General features: G+C 70.8%; 17 protein-coding genes. 3 read left to right on the plus strand and 14 right to left on the minus strand.

The window, feature by feature from the left end; genetic code table 11:
• Positions 1–386: 386 nt before the first annotated feature.
• Both BN1701_RS23095 and glmS read right to left on the minus strand, forming a co-directional pair.
• Complete coding sequence (locus tag BN1701_RS23095) at positions 387–1,811, minus strand: NAD(P)H-hydrate dehydratase (protein WP_054052136.1); 1,425 nt, start codon at positions 1,809–1,811, stop codon at positions 387–389.
• Positions 1,812–1,814: 3 nt separating this feature from the next.
• Positions 1,815–3,674 (minus strand): glutamine--fructose-6-phosphate transaminase (isomerizing), encoded by a 1,860-nt coding sequence (gene glmS / locus BN1701_RS23100; RefSeq protein ID WP_054056065.1) that lies wholly within the window; start codon positions 3,672–3,674, stop codon positions 1,815–1,817.
• A gap of 60 nt (positions 3,675–3,734) precedes the next feature.
• On the opposite strand from glmS, the gene BN1701_RS23105 reads away from it, so the two are divergent.
• Positions 3,735–4,565, plus strand: coding sequence for a dienelactone hydrolase family protein (locus BN1701_RS23105; protein WP_054052137.1), 831 nt, complete (start codon positions 3,735–3,737; stop codon positions 4,563–4,565).
• Here BN1701_RS23105 and BN1701_RS23110 read toward each other — a convergent pair.
• From BN1701_RS23110 to eccD, 12 genes are all read right to left on the minus strand, one after another.
• On the minus strand, positions 4,552–5,106 hold the full coding sequence (locus BN1701_RS23110; protein ID WP_157368175.1) for a hypothetical protein: 555 nt from the start codon (positions 5,104–5,106) through the stop codon (positions 4,552–4,554). The two genes, BN1701_RS23105 and BN1701_RS23110, sit on opposite strands and share 14 nt — an antisense overlap.
• 11 nt (positions 5,107–5,117) lie before the next feature.
• Complete coding sequence (locus tag BN1701_RS23115) at positions 5,118–7,337, minus strand: hypothetical protein (RefSeq protein ID WP_054052142.1); 2,220 nt, start codon at positions 7,335–7,337, stop codon at positions 5,118–5,120.
• Between the two features lie 29 nt (positions 7,338–7,366).
• Positions 7,367–7,750: a WXG100 family type VII secretion target gene (locus BN1701_RS23120; protein ID WP_054052144.1), complete on the minus strand. Its 384-nt coding sequence runs from the start codon at positions 7,748–7,750 to the stop codon at positions 7,367–7,369.
• A gap of 152 nt (positions 7,751–7,902) precedes the next feature.
• Positions 7,903–9,237 (minus strand): phosphoglucosamine mutase, encoded by a 1,335-nt coding sequence (glmM, locus tag BN1701_RS23125; RefSeq protein WP_054052146.1) that lies wholly within the window; start codon positions 9,235–9,237, stop codon positions 7,903–7,905.
• Between the two features lie 119 nt (positions 9,238–9,356).
• Positions 9,357–9,809 (minus strand): 30S ribosomal protein S9, encoded by a 453-nt coding sequence (rpsI, locus tag BN1701_RS23130; RefSeq protein ID WP_082860009.1) that lies wholly within the window; start codon positions 9,807–9,809, stop codon positions 9,357–9,359.
• Between the two features lie 185 nt (positions 9,810–9,994).
• The gene (gene rplM, locus BN1701_RS23135) at positions 9,995–10,438 is read right to left on the minus strand and encodes a 50S ribosomal protein L13 (RefSeq protein ID WP_054052149.1); all 444 of its coding nucleotides are present in this window, start codon (positions 10,436–10,438) and stop codon (positions 9,995–9,997) included.
• Between the two features lie 583 nt (positions 10,439–11,021).
• Positions 11,022–11,318 carry a WXG100 family type VII secretion target gene (locus tag BN1701_RS23140; RefSeq protein ID WP_054052150.1) on the minus strand — a complete coding sequence of 99 codons (297 nt, stop codon included), beginning with the start codon at positions 11,316–11,318 and terminating at the stop codon, positions 11,022–11,024.
• A gap of 69 nt (positions 11,319–11,387) precedes the next feature.
• On the minus strand, positions 11,388–11,699 hold the full coding sequence (locus BN1701_RS23145) for a WXG100 family type VII secretion target (protein ID WP_054052152.1): 312 nt from the start codon (positions 11,697–11,699) through the stop codon (positions 11,388–11,390).
• A gap of 226 nt (positions 11,700–11,925) precedes the next feature.
• Entirely contained in the window at positions 11,926–12,258 is a 333-nt protein-coding gene (locus tag BN1701_RS23150) for a hypothetical protein (RefSeq protein ID WP_054052154.1), read from the minus strand.
• Between the two features lie 6 nt (positions 12,259–12,264).
• Positions 12,265–14,019: a type VII secretion-associated protein gene (locus BN1701_RS23155; RefSeq protein ID WP_054052156.1), complete on the minus strand. Its 1,755-nt coding sequence runs from the start codon at positions 14,017–14,019 to the stop codon at positions 12,265–12,267.
• 53 nt (positions 14,020–14,072) lie between these two features.
• A complete protein-coding gene (gene mycP, locus BN1701_RS23160) occupies positions 14,073–15,494 on the minus strand; it encodes a type VII secretion-associated serine protease mycosin (RefSeq protein ID WP_054052158.1) in 1,422 nt (473 codons plus the stop codon).
• Complete coding sequence (gene eccD / locus BN1701_RS23165) at positions 15,494–16,885, minus strand: type VII secretion integral membrane protein EccD (protein WP_054052161.1); 1,392 nt, start codon at positions 16,883–16,885, stop codon at positions 15,494–15,496. The genes mycP and eccD overlap by 1 nt, the downstream gene beginning before the upstream one ends.
• 134 nt (positions 16,886–17,019) lie before the next feature.
• Between eccD and BN1701_RS23170 the strand changes: the two genes are divergently transcribed.
• Both BN1701_RS23170 and BN1701_RS23175 read left to right on the plus strand, forming a co-directional pair.
• Complete coding sequence (locus BN1701_RS23170) at positions 17,020–17,706, plus strand: hypothetical protein (protein ID WP_054052163.1); 687 nt, start codon at positions 17,020–17,022, stop codon at positions 17,704–17,706.
• Between the two features lie 40 nt (positions 17,707–17,746).
• Positions 17,747–18,328 (plus strand): hypothetical protein, encoded by a 582-nt coding sequence (locus tag BN1701_RS23175; protein WP_054052165.1) that lies wholly within the window; start codon positions 17,747–17,749, stop codon positions 18,326–18,328.
• Positions 18,329–18,343: the final 15 nt, after the last annotated feature.

The raw sequence follows: 18,343 nt of genomic DNA on the forward strand, positions 1-18,343 counted from the left end.
GAGTTCCCATGATCGCGGTGTCGGGCCTGTGGCGTCATCCTGGCTGATTCCGGCCGGGTTGGACCGGTGGGGGTTGATCAGCGCCGATGAGGTCGCCGACCTGCGTGTGTGTTCCTGGAGCGGGTACCGGATCCGCGCGGCGGCAGGGTGTGCGGCATCCGTTGGTGGCGATTCCGGTGCTCGTGGCGGCGGCAGTGGCCGCGGGTGCCCGGTCGTTCACGGCGATCGAAGAATGGGCGACCTACGCGCCGCAGCGGTGCTGAACAGCACAAACGACACCGCCGCAGCCCCCACCCGTCCCGGGGGGACAGCCCTTGGCCAGTCTATCGCGATGGGGTGGCAATTGATCTTGAGAATGGCTGTCCTGTGGATGAAATGTGGATAACTCAGCGCCCGAGTGCGGCCCTGATGGCTTCCGGCAACGCCGTGACGATCGAGGACGCGGGCGTCGGAGCCCCCGCCGCCGCGAGTTCGGCCGCGCGGACATGTACCCACGCCGCGCAGGCCGCCCCGAGTGCGGGGTCGAGGCCTGCGGCGAGAAGGGCGCCGATCAAGCCGGCCAGCACGTCCCCCGATCCCGCCGTTGCCAGCCAATGTGTCCGCGCCGAGTTGACCAACACCCGACCGTCCGGTGCCGCGATGACCGTCGCGTGACCCTTGAGCAGCACGGTCACGTCCAACCGGGCCGCCAAAGCGCGCGCGGCGGCGACTCGGTCCGCGCCAAGTTCGATGCCAAGGGGCGAGGCCAGGCGAACGAACTCGCGGTCGTGCGGGGTCAGCAGCACCGGAGCGTCCGGGTCGCGTGCGTCCCAGAGGTCCGGGTGCTGGGCGAGCAGGGTGATGCCGTCGGCGTCCACACAGGTCGGGACGCCCGCGGCGAGCACCGACGAGACGACGTCACGCGACGCCTTCACCGTGCCGAGGCCGGGGCCGACGACCCAGGCCTGCACGCGTCCCGCGTCGGTGACCGAGCCGGTGGCGACGACCTCGGGCCAGCGCTGGCGCACCTCGTCGGCGGCGGGGCCCGCGTACCGGGTCAGGCCGGAGGTGGCCTGGACGGCCGCGCCGATCGTGAGGACCGCGGCGCCGGGGTAGGTGGCCGATCCGGCGGCGACCCCGACGACGCCCTGGGTGAACTTGTCGTCGGCGGGACCGGGCACCGGCCAGGCGTCCGCGACGTCGGCGCGGTCGAGGACCGAGAAGTCCGGGTCGGCAAGATCGAGTCCGAGATCGACGAAGTGCACCGTGCCGCAGCGCGGGCTCAGGAAGTGCACCGGCTTCAATGCCCCGAACGTGACCGTGACCGCGGCGGTGACCGCGGGACCGTCGGCCGCCCCGGTGTCCGGGTCGACCCCGCTGGGCAGGTCGACGGCCACGATCGGCGCGCGCACCCGTGTGACCAGAGCTGCGGCTTCCGCCCGCAGCGGGCCCCGGGCGGACAGGCCGACGATCCCGTCGATCACCACGTCCGCCCGGTCGAGATCCGCCGCGGTACCGACTCGGCCGCCCGCGCGGCGCAGCGCCGCCAAGCCCTCCGCGTGGACGCGGTCCGGCGAAAGCAGCACCGCCGTCACCCCGACGGACCGTTTGCGCAGGAAAGCCCCGGCCCACAGCGCGTCGCCGCCGTTGTCACCGGAGCCGACCAGGAGCACGGCGTGGCGACCAGCGATGCCACCGGACGCGGCCAGCAGCCGGGCGGTGTGCAGCGCGACGCCGTGGGCGGCCCGACGCATGAGGGCGCCGGGAGGTGTCCGGGCGAGGACTAGTGCCTCGGCCGCCCGGACCCGGTCGGTGCGCCAGACGCCGCGCATCGGCTATTCGACCGTGACGGACTTCGCCAGGTTGCGCGGCTTGTCCACGTCGTACCCGCGTGAGCGGGCGATCTCGGCGGCGAGCACCTGCAGCGGCACGGTCGAGACCAGCGGCTGCAGCAGCGTCGGCACGGCGGGCACCTCGATCAGCGAGTCGGCGAACGGCCGGACCGTCTCGTCGCCCTCCTCGGCGATGACGATCGTGCGCGCGCCGCGGGCCTGGATCTCGCTGATGTTGGACACCAGCTTGGAGTGCAGCACCGCCCGGCCCTTCGGCGACGGCATGACCACCACCACCGGCAGGCCCTCCTCGATCAGCGCGATCGGGCCGTGCTTGAGCTCACCGGCGGCGAAGCCCTCGGCGTGCATGTAGGCCAGTTCCTTGAGCTTCAAAGCACCCTCAAGGGCCACCGGGTAGCCGACGTGGCGGCCGAGGAACAGCACCGCCTTCGACTCGGAGAGCTCCTGACCGAGCGCCCGGACCTGCGCGGTGGTGCCGAGGACCTGGCGCACGGCCTCGGGCATCGCCTCAAGTTCGTGGAACTCGCGGGCGATCTCGTCGGCGTACTTGGTGCCGCGCGCCTGCGCGAGGGCCAGGCCGACCAGGTAGTTCGCCGCGATCTGGGCAAGGAACGCCTTGGTCGACGCGACGCCGATCTCCGGGCCCGCGTGGGTGTAGAGGACCGCGTCGGACTCGCGCGGGATCTGCGCGCCGTTGGTGTTGCACACCGCCAGCACGCGGGCCTTCTGCTCGCGCGCGTGCCGCACGGCTTCGAGGGTGTCGGCCGTCTCGCCGGACTGCGAGACCGCGACGACCAGGGTGTCGCGGTCGAGCACAGGGTCGCGGTAGCGGAATTCGGACGCCAGCTCGACCTCGACGGGCAGCCGGGTCCAGTGCTCGATGGCGTACTTGGCGACAAGGCCGGAGTGATAGGCCGAGCCGCACGCCACGACGAAGACCTTGTCGATGTCGCGCAGGTCCTGGTCGGCCAGGCGCTGCTCGTCGAGCACGATGCGGCCGTCGACGAAGTGCCCGCGCAGCGTGTTCGCCAGCGCCTCGGGCTGCTCCTCGATCTCCTTGAGCATGAAGTACTCGTGGCCGCCCTTCTCGGCGGCCGACAGGTCCCAGTCGACGGTGAACGGCTTGGCGGGCGCGGGCTCGCCGTGGAAGTCGACGACCTCATAGCCGTCGCGGGTGATGATGACCACCTGGTCCTGACCGAGCTCGACGGCCTCGCGGGTGTGCTCGATGAACGCCGCGACATCGGAGGCGACGAACGTCTCACCCTCGCCGATCCCGACCACCAGCGGCGAAGACCGGCGCGCGGCGACGATCAGGTCCGGCTGGTCGACATGGCTCACGACCAGCGTGAACGCGCCTTCCAGCCGCCTGCACACGGCCCGGACGCTGGCGGGCAGGTCGCCCGCGGTCTCGCCGTCGGCGTAGGCGAGGGCGACCAGGTGGGCCGCGGTCTCGGAGTCGGTGTCGCTGGCGAACTCGATGCCCGCGGACTCGAGTTCGCTGCGCAGCGCGACGAAGTTCTCGATGATCCCGTTGTGCACCACCGCGACCCGGCCGGTGGTGTCCCGGTGCGGGTGCGAGTTGCGGTCGACCGGGGCGCCGTGCGTGGCCCACCGGGTGTGGCCCATGCCCGCGGTGCCCGCGAAGCCCTCCCGGCCCACCTCGTCGAGCCGGGCCTCCAGATTGGCCAGCCTGCCCGCCTTACGCTCGACAGCCAGCGCGTCGCCGGTCAGGACCGCGACGCCCGCCGAGTCGTATCCGCGGTACTCCAGCCTGCGCAGTCCGTCCAGCACGACGTCCAGCGCTTGGCGATGACCCACATATCCCACGATTCCGCACACGCGCACCAGGGTAACCAGCGCCGCCACACCCGGGACCCCGGCCACCGATAGGCTTCGCGCATGGCACGCAAGGCCAAGCACCTGTTCGACGAGCTGTCCCGCCCCGGACCCAACGAGGTTCTGCGCGGTGACCTCGCGCTCATCGGGATGCCCGGGCTGGTGTTCACGCCGAAGTCCGGCCTGGGCCTGCCCGCGGTGGCCTTCGGACACGGCTGGCTGCAGCCGCCCGTCCGCTATCGCGGCCTGTTCCGGCACCTGGCGTCGTGGGGCATCGTCGTCACCGCGCCCGGCACCCACACCGGCCCGTTGGGCTCACACCGGCTGCTCGCCGCCGACCTGCGTACCGCGCTCGACGTCGCGGCGGGCGTCCGGCTGGGCGACGGGGATATCAGCGTCGACCCCGACCGGCTGGCGCTCGCGGGCCACTCGACCGGTGGCGGCAGCGCCGTGCTGGCCGCAGCCGAGGACAACCGGGTCCGCGCGGTGGCCACGCTCGCCGCGTCGCAGACCAAGCCGTTCGCCACCGAGGCGGCCCGGTCCTGCGGGATGCCGGGCCTGCACCTGGCCGCGGGCGTCGACCGGGTCGCGCCTGCCGTGGCCAACGCGGAGCTGATCGCTAAGTCCTGGGGTGGCCCGGTGCAGCTGCGCACCCTGCCCAAGGCCAGCCACCTCGGGTTCACCGAGGGCAGGCACTGGAGCGCGCTGCTGGTCGACGGCAAGGCTGAACACAGCACCCAGCGCGTCGCGCGGGCCCTGCTGACCGCGTTCTTCCTCGTGCACCTGACCGGCGACGCCGACTACCTGCCACTGCTCGAACAGGACGTCAAAGGCGCTGAGATCACCTACGACGGCGATGACGAACTGGTCGGCGAGCGGGCTACGACGGCTTGATCCAACTGTGGCCTGACCAGTCGTCGTCCTCGGGTTCGGCTGCGGCTGCGGCGGCGCGGCGTTGGGCGCGGGTCGGCGCCGGGCGGGGTGCGGGGGCCGAGCCAGGGGCGGCCTCGTCCTCCTCGATCCCGAACGACAGGTACTTCGCCGCACTGGGCGCGGGAGCGGGCGGCTCGACCGGCGCGGGCGGGGCCGCGGGCGGCACGAAACCGCCGCTGACCGGGACGGGTGGCGCGGGCCGGTAACCGGGTTCGTCGTCCTCGTTGGTGAAGCTCAGCGTGGTCGGCTTAGCCGGTGCCGACCATCCCGGCGGCGGCTGGGTCTCTTCCTTCGCCTGCTCACGCGTGGCCGCGAGGCTGCGCTCGCCCGCCGCTGTGGCCTCGGCGAACTGCTCCTGCTGCTCGGCCGACCGCTCGGCGACCGAGCCGTCGATCTCGCCCGCCAGCTCGACGCGGTCCTCAAGTTCCTGAATGCCCTGCGCCGCGGCTTCCTCGATCTTGCGGAGCGTGGCGCCCTCGTCGATCTCGTCCATCAAGTACACAGCCGAGCCCCTTAGATGGTGTCGCCGTACAGGGCGCTGCCTGCCTGCGAATCGGCGTAGTCCTCGTCGAACAGGTTGCCGGTGGTGCGCCACTGGCTGCCCGCGCGCTCGGAGTCGCCGCCCTGGCCGCCGCCGCCGCCACCCCCGCCGCCCATCATGCCGCCGCCCATGCCGGAGCCCGCGGCCCCACCGGGCTGCGAGTCGGACTTGGGCTCGCCGGACGCGCTGGACAGGCCCGCCTCACCCGCACCCGCGGCCTGGACGTCCGCCGGGCCGAAGTCCTTGCTCTGCTCATTGAGCACACCGCCCGCCGAACCGAACGACTCGGCGCCCTCGGTGACCGACTGGGCCGAGGTCATCTGCGGCTGGCCCGTGGTCCCGGCGTCGGCGCCATAGGCGGGCTCGCCCGGCAGGGACCATGCCGCCTGGCCAGGCGCGGCGAACGCCGCCGGAGCCGCCTCACCCGGCGGTGTGAAGCCCGCGGCGGGGACCCCGTCCGGGGATCCCGGCGCGCCAACGCCGCCGGACGCGCCCGTGCCGGTCACCGGATCGGCCGGGCCGCCGGTGACCGAGCCGCCCACCACACCGGCCGCGGGCTGGCCCACGGTCGGCCCCTGCTTGTCCGCCTCGGAGTAGTCCAAGGTGTACGAAGTCGGGTCGCCGGTGCCGTCGTCCACGGTGACCAGGACGACGTCGCCGCCGCCGGGCCGCTCCGCGGTGATCGTCATCGGCGGGTCGGAGATCACGCATTTGCCGTCCGCGCCAGGCTCGATGACCTGGCCGTCCGGCCCCAGGACCGGCTGGCCGTCCGGACCGAAACCGGTCTGACCGCCCATGACCGGCAGACCGTCCGGACCGAGCACCGGCTTGCCGTCTGGACCCAGCACCGGCTCGGTGCCCGCGACCGGTTTGCCGTCCGCGCTCATCACCGGCTGGCCGTCGGGGCCCAGGACCGGCTTGCCGTCCGGACCGAGCACGGGCGTGCCAGCCTGACCGAAGTCCATCGTGTAGGTCTTGGGCGTGCCGGTGCCGTCGTCGACGGTGACCTTGACCTTGCCCTCGCTGTCGGGGCTGGTGACCGAGATCTTGCGGTCGCCCTCCTCGATGGTGACCGTCTCCCCCGGCTGTTCCGTGCCCGCGGGCATGGTGGTCGGGTCGGTCGGCGGGTCGGTCTTGGTCGGGTCCTGCTCCAGGCTGGACAGGTCCGCAGGCGGGGGCGTCGGCGGCGTCTCCGGCATCTTCGGCATGCCGCCGCCACCGCCACCACCGCCGGTGTCGTGCTTGCCGCCACCGCCGCCACCGCCGCCACCGGGAGGGGTCTTGTCCTTGCCGTCCCCCGGCGGCTGCTGGCCCGGCGCCCCGGGCACCTTCATCCGGCCGAAGACCTTCAGCTCGGACATGATCCGCAGGTTCTCCAGCGCGGCGGTCTGCAGGCCGTCGACGCCGTGCCGCAGGTTGTCCGTGGCGACATACCACTGGTTGATCTTCTGGGCGACCTTGTCCCGCATGTCGTTGGAGTAGTTCACCGTGGAGTGCGCGTTGGTCTTGCAGGAGTCGTCGCCGAAGCCGCAGTAGACGTTCTCGTAGAACTTGTACGCGACCGGGTGGATGATCTTGTCCCGGATGATCCGGGATTCCTCGTCCTCGTCCTTGTTGCAGCCCATGCTGCACGGGCACACGTCGACCAGGTGGCCGTTGATGTCGTCGCCGGTGACCTTGCGCCAGTCGTTTGGCTTGCCGTAGTCGTCACTGAACGTGAGGATCGTCTGGCTCGACGACTGGTAGTTCTTGTAGAGCGTCTCGGTCCGGGTCATCGCCGTGGTCAGGCCGGTCGCCGTGGTCTTGGCCGCCGCGGCGTAGTCGGTCAGGGTCTTCTCGACGCGCTCGATGGCGGTCTTGAACGCCTCGAACGACTCGCCCTTCCAATCGTGAGCGAGCTGGTCCTTGCCCTTCTTGATGACCGAGGCGATGTTCTCCATCGCCAGACCGAGGCCCTCGATCTTCGCGGCGTCTTTCTTTATCTTGCCCCAGCGCAGCTCGTTGACCTCTTGGCGCTTCTCGCCGGATTTCGGCCGCAGATTCAGTTCCAGCTTGGCGTCATAGGCGGGCAGTGTCTCATCGACACCGCGATTGAGCGGCTCACCGATGACGTCCCACGCTTCGCCGTAGATCCCGACCGACGAGTTCTTGGTCACGAACGCGTCGTACGCGTGTGCCTTTTCGAAGTTCATTTCCTACCCCCGGGAAAGTCGGCCGCGACCTAGACCGCGACCGGGCCGGACGGGGCCGGTCGGGTCGTGGTGCCGCCGGTCGACTGGAGCTGCTCGTCGATCGTCTTGAGGCTCGTGTAGCCGCTGGAGTCGGACTCGACGGTCAGGTCGGTGCCCTGGTTGAGCTTGGCGTTGATCTCGCCGAGGTGGGTGGCCAGATTGGCCAGGTCGGCGGCGAGCGCGGCCATGTACTGCTCGAACTGGGTGCCGTACTTCTGTGCCCACGACTTGCCGAAGTCGGCGGCCTTGGCGGTCGTCTGCCCCATATCGGCCTGGATCTGGGTCACCTGCTGCTGCGCGTCGGCGAAGACCTCAGCGAACCCGCGGACGGCCTCGGGGTCGTAATCGAACCCGCCGCCTTTGCCCTTGCCCACACCGACTCCCCTCAGTAGCTCTCAACACGGGTGCGACTCCGGATCAGCGGACGCGGTTCCCACCGCGTTGCACGCGCGAAGACCACCCACGGGAAAGATACCGATCGCTTTACCCGCGCACCCGGGGAATGGGTGCCTTGGCCCGAATCGGCTTACCGAACGCCCGCGACCACGGCGGCGAGTTCATCGGCGGCGGACTGCGCCAAGTCCTGGGTGGGGGCTTCCACCATGACCCGGACGAGCTGCTCGGTGCCCGACGGCCGCAGCAGCACCCGGCCCTCCGCGCCGAGTTGGGCCTCGACCTTGGCGACGGCCTCGGCGACCATCGGGGAGGCGGCCACGGTGGCCTTGTCGTCGACCTTGACGTTGATCAGCACCTGTGGCAGCTGGCGCATCACGCCCGCCAGCTCGGCCAGCGGCTTGCCGGTGCCCGCGACCCGCGCCATCAGCCGCATCGCGGTGAGCAGGCCGTCGCCGGTGGTGGCGTAGCCGGGGATCAGCACGTGGCCGGACTGCTCGCCGCCCAGCGAGTAGCCGCCCGCGCGAATCTCCTCCAGCACGTACCGGTCGCCGACCGCGGTCGAGCGCAGAGCGATGCCCGACTCGCGCATGGCCAGGTGCAGGCCCAGGTTGCTCATGACCGTCACGACCAGGGTGTCCTCGACCAGCTCGCCCGCGTCCTTCATGGCCACGGCGAGGACGGCCATGATCTGGTCGCCGTCGATGATCCGGCCCGCGGCGTCCACGGCGAGGCAGCGGTCGGCGTCACCGTCGTGCGCGATGCCGAGGTCGGCACCCTCCGCGACCACCGCGGCGCGCAGGTCGTCCAGGTGGGTGGAGCCGCAGCCGTCGTTGATGTTCTCCCCGTCCGGCAGCGCGTGGAGCGCGATGACCTCGGCGCCCGCCTCGCGGTAGGCCTGCGGGGCCGCCGCCCACGCCGCGCCGTTGGCGCAGTCCACCACGACCTTGAGCCCGTCGAGCCGGTTGGGGATGGACTTGAGCAGGTGGGCGACGTAGCGGTCGTGCGCGTCGTGGATGTCGTAGACGCGGCCGACACCCGAGCCGGTGGGCCGGTGGGCGGCCTGGCCGATGCCTGCCTCGATCTCGTCCTCGATCGCGTCGGCCAGCTTGTGCCCGCCCGCGGCGAAGAGCTTGATGCCGTTGTCCGGCATCGGGTTGTGCGACGCGGAGATCATGACGCCCAGGTCGGCGTTCAGCTCACCGACGAGGTGGGCCACCCCCGGCGTCGGCAGCACGCCGACCTGCATGACGTCGGCGCCCGCGGAGGCCAGGCCCGCGCACACCGCGGCCTGCAGCATCTCGCCGCTGGCCCGCGGGTCCCGGCCCACAACCGCGACGGGGCGGTGCGACCTGTCGTGCGCGGCGAGCACCCGTGCGGCCGACGCGGCCACGGAAAGCGCCAGCTCGGGGGTCAGGTCGGAGTTCGCGAGCCCACGCACTCCATCGGTACCGAACAGCCGTGCCATGGAGGACCTCCGCTGCGCTGGGGAAGAAGGGAAGCGTAGAAGAAAAACGACGGCGGGAGCAGCAGTCCGAATATCGAACGTGCTGCTCCCGCCGGGTCGAACCAGGGCTGACGCGCAGGTCAGCGCTTGCTGTACTGAGGCGCCTTACGGGCCTTCTTCAGGCCGTACTTCTTGCGCTCCTTGGCCCGCGGGTCACGGGTGAGGAAGCCTGCCTTCTTCAGGACCGGACGGTCCTCGCTGTCCAGCTCGATCAGCGCACGCGCGATCGCCAGGCGCAGCGCACCGGCCTGACCGGAGATGCCGCCGCCGTGCAGGTTGGCGCGGATGTCGAAGGACTCCGGCTTCTCGACGGTCACCAGGGGCTCGCGGATGAGCTGCTGGTGGACCTTGTTCGGGAAGTAGTCCTCGAGGCTCTTGCCGTTGAGGGTGAACTTGCCCGAACCCGGGGTGATCCGGACGCGGACCACGGCCTCCTTGCGGCGGCCGACGGTCTGCGCGGTCTCGGAGGTCAGGTGCGGACGCGCCGGAGCGGCCGGGGCCTCGTCGTCGTCGGCGGGCTCGTCCGCCGCCACGACCTCGTCGGACGCCTCGGGGGCGTCGGCGACCTCAACGGTCTCCTCGACCTCGGGGGCCTCGACGGCCTCAGGGGTCTCGACGACCTCAGCGGTCTCGGTGACCTCAGCGGTCTCGGCGGTCTCGGTGACCTCCGCGTCGGGGGTCACGACCTCGTCGGTCTCGGTGGTCACGGCGTCTTCACTCACTTGACGACCTTCGCAATCTCGAACGGCGTGGGCTGCTGGGCGGCGTGCGGGTGGTTCGGGCCCGCGTACACCTTGAGCTTCTTGCCCTGGGCGCGGCCGAGCTTGTTCTTCGGCAGCATCCCCTTGACGACCTTCTCCAGCAGCCGGTCGGGGCGCGTGTCGAGCAGCTCACCGAAGGACTGCTTGCGCAGACCGCCGGGGTAGCCACTGTGCCGGTAAGCGAACGCGTTGTCGCGCTTGTTGCCGGTCAGGACAACCTTCTCGGCGTTCACGATGACGACGAAGTCGCCTGTGTCCACGTGGGGAGCGAAAGTGGGCTTGTGCTTGCCGCGCAGGAGCGTGGCGACATGCGTCGCGAGACGGCCGAGCACCACGTCCTCGGCATCGATCACGTGCCAGGCGCGGTCGACCTCGCCGGGCTTAGGGCTGTACGTGGGCACGGGTCTACCTCATCGTCAACTTGCATCATGGGTGCCTGTGCGGGCTTCACTTCCGGATGGGGTCACCCAGAAGCGCGCAACGCGGCTCGACTCGCGTTCGACCAGTCGAGCAATGCGCCCCGCGCCGCACAACAAAGAGAGAAGATACCGGGTGCGCCACCGCTGAGCAAAACGCCCCCCTCGTTAACCGCGGATAGTGAGCCCCACCACCCACCTCACGGCGCTCGTCCGCACCCCCACCAGTGCGGACGAGCGACCACGGCGGCGGCCGGGAAGGCGGCCGTGGAGACCCGGGTTCCGGCTGTTCGGCGGAATCGAGGCCGAGCGGGACGGCGTGCCCCTCGGACTCGGGCACGCCCGGCAGCGGTTGGTGCTGGCTGTCCTGCTCACCGAACCCGACCGCCCGGTGTCCGGGCCGAAGCGGCCGAGATCCTTCGCAAGATCGACAGTCCTAGGCTCGTGGAAGTACTGGAAAAAAAACTCGACAAAGTCCGCGACAGCCAAACACCCGAGTAGGGCCCAGGAGTTTCCTCCGGGCCCCACTCGGGTGTTGAAGAAAGGCGAACTCGCTACCGCGGTTCGATCACATCCAGCGCGAAGCGTTGGCCTTCTCGGTCTGCTCGTAGTTGTCGCCAGTCTGCTGGACGGCCATACCGATGGAGGCAAGGACCTGACGCAGGCTGTCCTGGGCGTCGTTCCACTCGCGCTGCTTGGCGTCCCACAGCTCCTTGGCCTGACCGGTGTAACCGGCCTGCAGCGGCGCGAGGCGGGCCTTCAGGTCGCCGAGCAGGGTCTCCAGCTGCGAAGCGGTCGAGGACAGGGACTGGGAGGCGGCTGCCACCTCCGCGAAGTTGACGCTGATCTGGTCGCCGTTAGGCATTTCAATTCTCCCTTTGTATCAAGTCTTTGGTGTTGCGGAACGAAGCTAAAGAGCGAGGAGCGGGCTGAATCAGCCGCCGAGCACGTTGCTGATGTTCGACAGCGACTGCGAGGACTCCTCTTCCTGCTGCGCGTAGGCCGCGTTCGAGGCCTTGAGCTGCTCGGAGATGCCCGCCAGCGCGTCGTGCAGCTTGGCGGCGTCCCCGTTGAAGCGGTCCATCAGCGTGGCGAAGGCCCGCGAGGCGTTGCCCTTCCAGTTGTCGCGCAGCGGGTCGAGGTTGCTGCGCAGGGTGTTCAGGGCGTTCTGCGACTCCTCGTTGATGTTGTCGACATCAACGGCGGCCTTGGCCATCTCTTCGGGCGTGATTCCGTAACCGGACATCGGGAGTTACCCCCTAGATAGTGGTTGGTGGTACGCGTTCTTCGTTCGTACAACCCTTACGACGGAACCTTGCCAGGTTCGGTTCCGACTCGGTGGGCGGATCAGGCAGGTAGTTGCTCTAGTTAACGCTCCACAACGGAACCCGCAGGTCAGCGCCGGTTTTACCAGTGCGAATACGCCCGAACGGATTCACTATGGCGAATTCAGCCGCCATTCGACCGGTGAATCAGCCGCGGAACATGATGCTGCGCTCGGAGAAATCCTCATCGTCGTCATCAGGTACCTGAGCGGGCGCGGGGGTGACGGCCGCGAACTCCGCGACCGGGAGGCCCTGGGCCCGGCGCCAGTCGGCGGCGGTGGCGCGGTGGGTCTCGTCGGTGGGGTCGGCTTCGGCCTTGCCATCCCGGGCCTCGTCGGCCAGGGCGGAGGTCTGGTCGCGGAAGGTGGCGGACTGGTCGCGGGCCTCGGCCGCGGCTCGGCGGGAGCGGGTGACCGCGGCCGAGAGTTCCGCCCGGAAGCGGACGACGGCCTCGGCGAAACCCTGGTTGTTACCGGTCACGGCACCTCACCCTTCGATCACCATCGTGCGCACGACGGACTCACAGGCTGGCAGAACCCGGTCCCGCCCGCCTTCTGTGTACTGGCAGCCAACGCTGACCTGGGCACTACCCTGGAAAAGCACATACCAATCGACCGTCGCGCTTTTTCGGTCGAGTCGCTCCTGGTAGCGGACCACCTCACGGTCGCCGAAGGTCACCTTGGCCGTGAATCCGGAGAACTCGTCGCCGCCGGATTCGAAGTCGTCGCGGAGTTTGCCGATGGCGCGGGCGCGGTCCGCGGTGCTGTCGTAGGTGAGTCGTTTCTCCTCGACGAGCACCAGGTCGTCGCCTTTCTCGGCGCCGGTCGGCTTGATCTCGGTGCGCAGCAGGCCGGGGTTGCCGCCGGTCTGGGTCCAGCCGTCGGGCAGGCCGAACCGGTACTCGTACTGCGCGATCACCCGGCCGGGGTCGGCCTCGTCCCGGCCCGCCAGGCTGATCACCGCCACCACGACCGCCGCGACGACCACGGCCGCACCGGCCGCGATCAGCGCGATCACGCGGCCACGGCGCGGGGCGGGCGCGGGCACCGGCAGGGGGATCGACGGGCCGATGGGATGCGGAGGCGGGACCGGCCCACGCACCACGGGCCGGGTCTGGTCGCCGAGTTCGGCCTGCCGCCCGACGACGCCGGTGTGCTCCGGTTCCACCGCGACCGCGCGCAGCGCTCCCCTGGCCACGACCGTCTCCGGTTGGTCGAGGGTCACCGGCACGACCCCGGTGCGTTCGGCGACGAGCCTGGCCACCAGCGGGATCCGGCTGGAACCGCCGACGAGGAAGATCCCGGACAGCTGTCGCGGCGCCAGCCCGGCCGCACGCACAGTCGCCAGGGTCAGGTCGACCGCTCGGCCGACCGCGCCGCCGATCAGGCGTTCCAGGTCGGCCCGGGTGATGTGCGCGTCGGGGAACGGCGACGGCAGCGGCACATCGGTGTAGGTGTGCCGGGACAAGGTCTCCTTCGCGCCGCGGATGTCCTGGCGCAGCACGCGCCTGCGGCGGCGGTCGGCCAGGTCACGGCCCTCGACCAGGGCACGCCAGGCGTCCGGTTCGCCCGCCGAGACCATCTCGCCGACGTGGCCGAGGAGCAGCTCGTCGATGTCGGCGCCGCCGAAGTGCGGGTCGCCCTTGGTCGCGAGCACGGTGAACGGCGGCGCGGGCCGACCGGGCGCGGTCGTGCGGACCACGCTGACGTCGACGGTCCCGCCGCCGAGGTCGAGCACGGCCAGGGTGCGTCCGCCGGGCCCGGCGGGGTAGCTCGCGGAGTGGAACACCGCGGCGGCCACCGGCTCGGGGACCAGCACGACGCGTTCGGCCAGGCCTGCCGCGGCCTGGCGCAGCACGTGGGTGCGCACGCCGCCCCAGTCGGCGGGGTGGGTCAGCACGAGCTGGTTGATCCGGGCGCCGCCCGCGACCCGCCTGGCCTCGGTGACGGCGCGGCCGATGACCGCGCGGAAGACCGCGCCAACCGGGATCACGGCGTCGCCGAGCAGCAGTTCGGCCTCATCGATGCGGCGCTTGGGGTGCGGCTCGTAGCGCGACGGGTCGACCGCGGCCTGGCGCTCGGCCTCCTGGCCGACGAACAGGGTGCCGTCGGGCGCGGCATAGACCGCCGAGGACAGCAGCGGCTGCCCGTCCACCACGACGACCTGTGGCTCGCGCCCGTGTACGGAGACCGCGACGCACGTACTGGACGTGCCGAAGTCAACCGCGACGCGCAGTGCCACTTTCCCGACCCCTTGTGATCTCCCGGTTCCGGGTCACCCTACGTGGTGCTCCGTCACGCCGAGCCGCGCGGTTCCAGCCCGCCCCGCCGGTTGCGGCGCACCGTGTGCACGATCAAGAGGGTCACCAGCAGCGCAAGCAGACCGGCGCCGGAGCCGATGACGGCCACCCGCATCGGCGTCCAGTCCTTGACCGCGGGCGGCGGCAGGTCGATCTTGAGGTCGAGCGCCCCGTCCGCGGCGATGCCCTGCTCGCTGGGGATCATCGCGGTGAGCGCGCCGATCGGGTTGATCATGCCGTGGCCGACCAGGTTGTCCCGCCCGCCGGGCGCGGCCGGGTGCGACGAGGTGATCTTGATCCGCTCCGTGACCTGCTTGGCCGAGAGAGTCGGGAACTTCTCCCTGATGAGGGCCGCGAGACCGGCCACGTACGGCGCGGCGAAACTCGTGCCCTGGATGGCGGTGCGGTTGCCGTTCGCCAGGACCTGCATGTTCGCCAGGCCGCTGCTGTTGATCGCCGGGTCCAGCGAGATGATCTCCGTGCCGGGCGCGGCCACGGTCACCCACGGTCCCTGCACCGAGAACTCGGCTGGGTCGCCGGTGCGGGTCATCGCCGCCACCGAGATCACGTACTCGGAGAACCACGGCGGGGTGACGATGCTGATCGGCCGGTTCGGGTCGCTGCCGTTGGTCGCGTCGGGGCAGCCGTTCTCGCCGGAGTTGCCCGCCGAGGCGACAAGGACGACGTCCTTCACCTCGAAGGCGTAGCGGAGCGCCGCCTGCAGGCCCTTCTCCGAGGCGGAGATCCCGTGCGCGGCGGCCGGGCGACAACTGTCGATCGACATGTTGAGCACCTTCACGCCCTGGTTCGCCGCGTGGACGATCGCTTGGGCGAGCGTGTCGATGGTGCCCGCGGTGGTCTCTTGGTTCGGGTTGGCCGAGTTCGGGCGCTTGCCCTTGTAGTTGGTGCTCGACTGCCGAATGGACAGGATGCGCGAGTCCGGCGCGATGCCCTTGAATCCGATGTCGGCGGGCGGCTTGGCCGCGATGATCCCCGCCACCTCCGTGCCGTGCCCGTCGCAATCCTCAAGGCCGTTGTTGGGCGCGACGAAATCGCCGCCGCCCTGCAGCCGGTCCTGGAAGTACGGGTGCGCCTTGACCCCGGTGTCGATCACACCGACCAGGATGTCCTTGCCGGTGGCGAACCGGTGGAGTTCGTCGAAGCGCAGATGCATCTGGCCCCACGGCTTGTTCTTGAGGTCGACGCCCTGGTTGAGCGAGCTGATGCAGTCGGTGGCGCGGTTGTATGTCGTGTCCGGAGAGGACCCTTGCGGAATCGGGAAACCCGGTTCCAGCGGCGGCGGGAACGCCATCGACGGCGGCTCCGTGGCGGGCGCCTGCTGGGCGAGCGCCATCGGCACCGCGGGCACCGTCATCATCAGCGTGGCCGCGGCCACGACAGCCGAGAGCCGACGCATCAGAACGAGACCTGCCGCAGGGTGCTGTAGAGATCCATGACCGCGAGCGCGATCGGCAGCACCGACGCGATGCAGATCGCCTCGATGATCTCGACCGTGCGGCGCAGCGGCGGGGAGAACCGCTGCTCGGGGAAGATCACGCCGAGGACGAGCGCGGCGGCGCCGAGGATCATCAGGGCGCCGAATACCCACAGCAGCCGGGAGAACGGGTCGGCCGTGGTGAGCCAGCCGAGCAGGATCCCCGCGGCGCTGACCATGCCCGATGCGAGCAGGGCGACGGCCTGGCTGCCGTTGGCGTAGGTGCGGGCGCGCAGCAGCAGCACCAGCGTGGCCACGACACCCAGGATGACGCCCGAGATCTCGGGCGAGCTCGCCGCGATGATGGCGCCGATGGCGGCGGCGAGACCGCAGCCGATGATCATGCCGGTCATGTACTCGTGGGCCAGGCCCGCGCGCCGCTCGATCGAGCGGTAGTCCGGGAAGCCGGTGTCCTCTTTGAGGTCTTCCGCGCTGCCGGGGACGTTGGGCAGCGGCAGCCGGGCGAGCTGGATGGTCAGCCTGGGCAGCACCGACAGGGCGCCGAGCGCCACCGCGACGGTGCCTGCCGCGATTCCGGGCGCGGGGTGGGCGACCAGCGTCGCCACGCCGAACGCGACGACACCGAGCACGGCCGCGCTGCCCGCCGCGACGAAGGTGGTGATGCCCGAGCCGATCAGCATGATCGACGCCGAGGCGATGATCAGCACCAGCGCGCAGCCCAGCAGCAGGCTGGCCCGGCCGGGGTGGCCCGGCACGATGGAGAGCCCGCTGACGAAGGCCAGCGGCAGCCCGCCCGCCGCGGCGATCAGCACGCCGGTGGTCCGCGCCTGGTAGCCCCGCGCGATCACCGCGCCGACCGCGACGGCGATGACGCTGGCCGCGCCCGCCGTGACCGCCGGGCCGATGTTGCCGCCGCCCCACATCGGGCCCGCCATGAACACCGCGAGGGCGCCCGCGATCAGCGCGAGCGCGCCGGAGATGTGGCCGATCCGATTGGCCGTGGCCTTGGTCCACGGCCGGTAGCTGTCCGGGGTGGACTCGGCGATGGCATCGACGACGTCGTCGTAGAGCGCGGGCGGCGGGTTCTCGGCCCGCTTGCGCAGCTGCAGCATGTCGCCGTCGACGATGCCCAGCGAGCCGAGGGTGCGGCTGGGGTCGAGCGGGTTGTCGCCGAGCTTGGCCAGACACCAGCCGCCGTGCCGGGCGCCACCGTCCGGGGTCGCCTCCTTGGCCATGTCCAGCAGCATCGGCAGCAGGTCGGCCACGGATACGTCAGCGGGGAGCGCGACGTCGATTCGCGTTCTCGGCGCGACCACCGTCACCCGGCTGAACACGGTCGTTCCCGAAGCCACCGCCTGCCCCCTTGAGTTGTCCACAGGTCCGCGCGAAGAGTCCCGGACCGGCCGGAACCGCCCCTAGTATGGCCGTACCGGGTTCGGCTGGTGCGGCGGTTCCCGAGAATGCTTGACCAACTGGGGGAGGAATCGTGTCGGAGGGTCCGCAGGGGAGGTCGGTCTCCACGTTCGGGAAGCTGCTTCCCTTCGTTCTGGCCGCGTGGGCCGTGGCCATGGCCGTCTTCGGGTTCCTGGTCACCAGACATCCCGGCGCGCTGGTGCTGCCGCTGGTCTATCTCGTGGCCCTGGTGACGATGGCGTGGACGGCCGCGGGCCGGACTCTGGTCGCGCGCATCGGCCTCGGGCTCGTCATGGTCGGCGCGGCGCTGGCGTTCATGGTCATGTTCTTCGTCGAGGGTGGACGCAACCCCACTTCGCTGATGTTCGGCGCGATCCTGCTGCTCGGCTCCGTCGCGGTGATCTTGCTTGGTTTACCTGGCCTGGCCGGGCCGACCTCCGTGGTGGACTGGTTCCCGCTGCTGGCGGCGGCCGCGGCGGTCCTGATGACCGCGGTGGCCTATCTGTCCACTCGGAACCTGGGGTCGCTCGTCTTCGGCGGGTTGTTCATGGCGACCGCCGTCGTGACGATGATCGCCGCGGGCGCCACCGGCCCGCGCCGGTTCGGGCTCGGCTTGGTGGCCGTGGCGGGAGCGGTCGGGCTGATCTATTTCGCGGTGATCTCGGGGGCGGGCGTGCCCATGATCGTGTTCGGCGCGGTGGTCCTCCTCTCCGCGGGCCAGTTACTCACCGCGGGCGTGCGGCCCGCTCCGGATCAGTAGGTTTCGCGGGAACATCTCAGCTCGGGGAAGGTCGTCGGGGGTGGAAGGTCAGCGGGAGTTCGGCTCCCTGATGCGCATGGCGCTGCCGGTCGCGCTGTGTGTGCTCGCGGCGGGCGCGGCGGTGTTGTCGCTGGTGGTAGCCGACGGTCATTTCGGGGCGCCCGTGCCCGCGCTGGCCTATCTGGTCGCCGCGGCTGTGATGGGCTGGACGCCGGTAAGCCGCTGGCGGGTCTCGCGGGTCACGTTGGGGCTGGTGATGGTCGGATCGTCGTTCGGCACCGCGGCCCTGCTGTACGTCGCAAGCGGTGGCGTCGCCGCGCTCGTTGGTGTGGCGATGATGGTCCTCGGCGTCGGATACACGCTGATGGGCTACCGCGCGCTGCCCGCGCCCGCCGCCCGGGTCGAGTGGGCGCCGCTGGTGCTGGTCGCGGCCGCGGCGGCCCTGGTCCCGGTGATGTACCTGACCACCAGAGCCGTGGGGGCGCTCGCGATCAGCGTGCTGTTCCTGGGCGCGACGGCGGCGCGGGTGTTCGCCGCGCCGCACCGGCCGGACTGGTTAGGCGGAACCCGCCGTGCGGGACCAGGCGGTTCGATAGGTTCTTCCAAGCAGCAGTCGAGGTAAAGAGGTGTCCGTCCG

The sequence above is a fragment of the Alloactinosynnema sp. L-07 genome, from assembly GCF_900070365.1.
GTDB lineage: Bacteria > Actinomycetota > Actinomycetes > Mycobacteriales > Pseudonocardiaceae > Actinokineospora.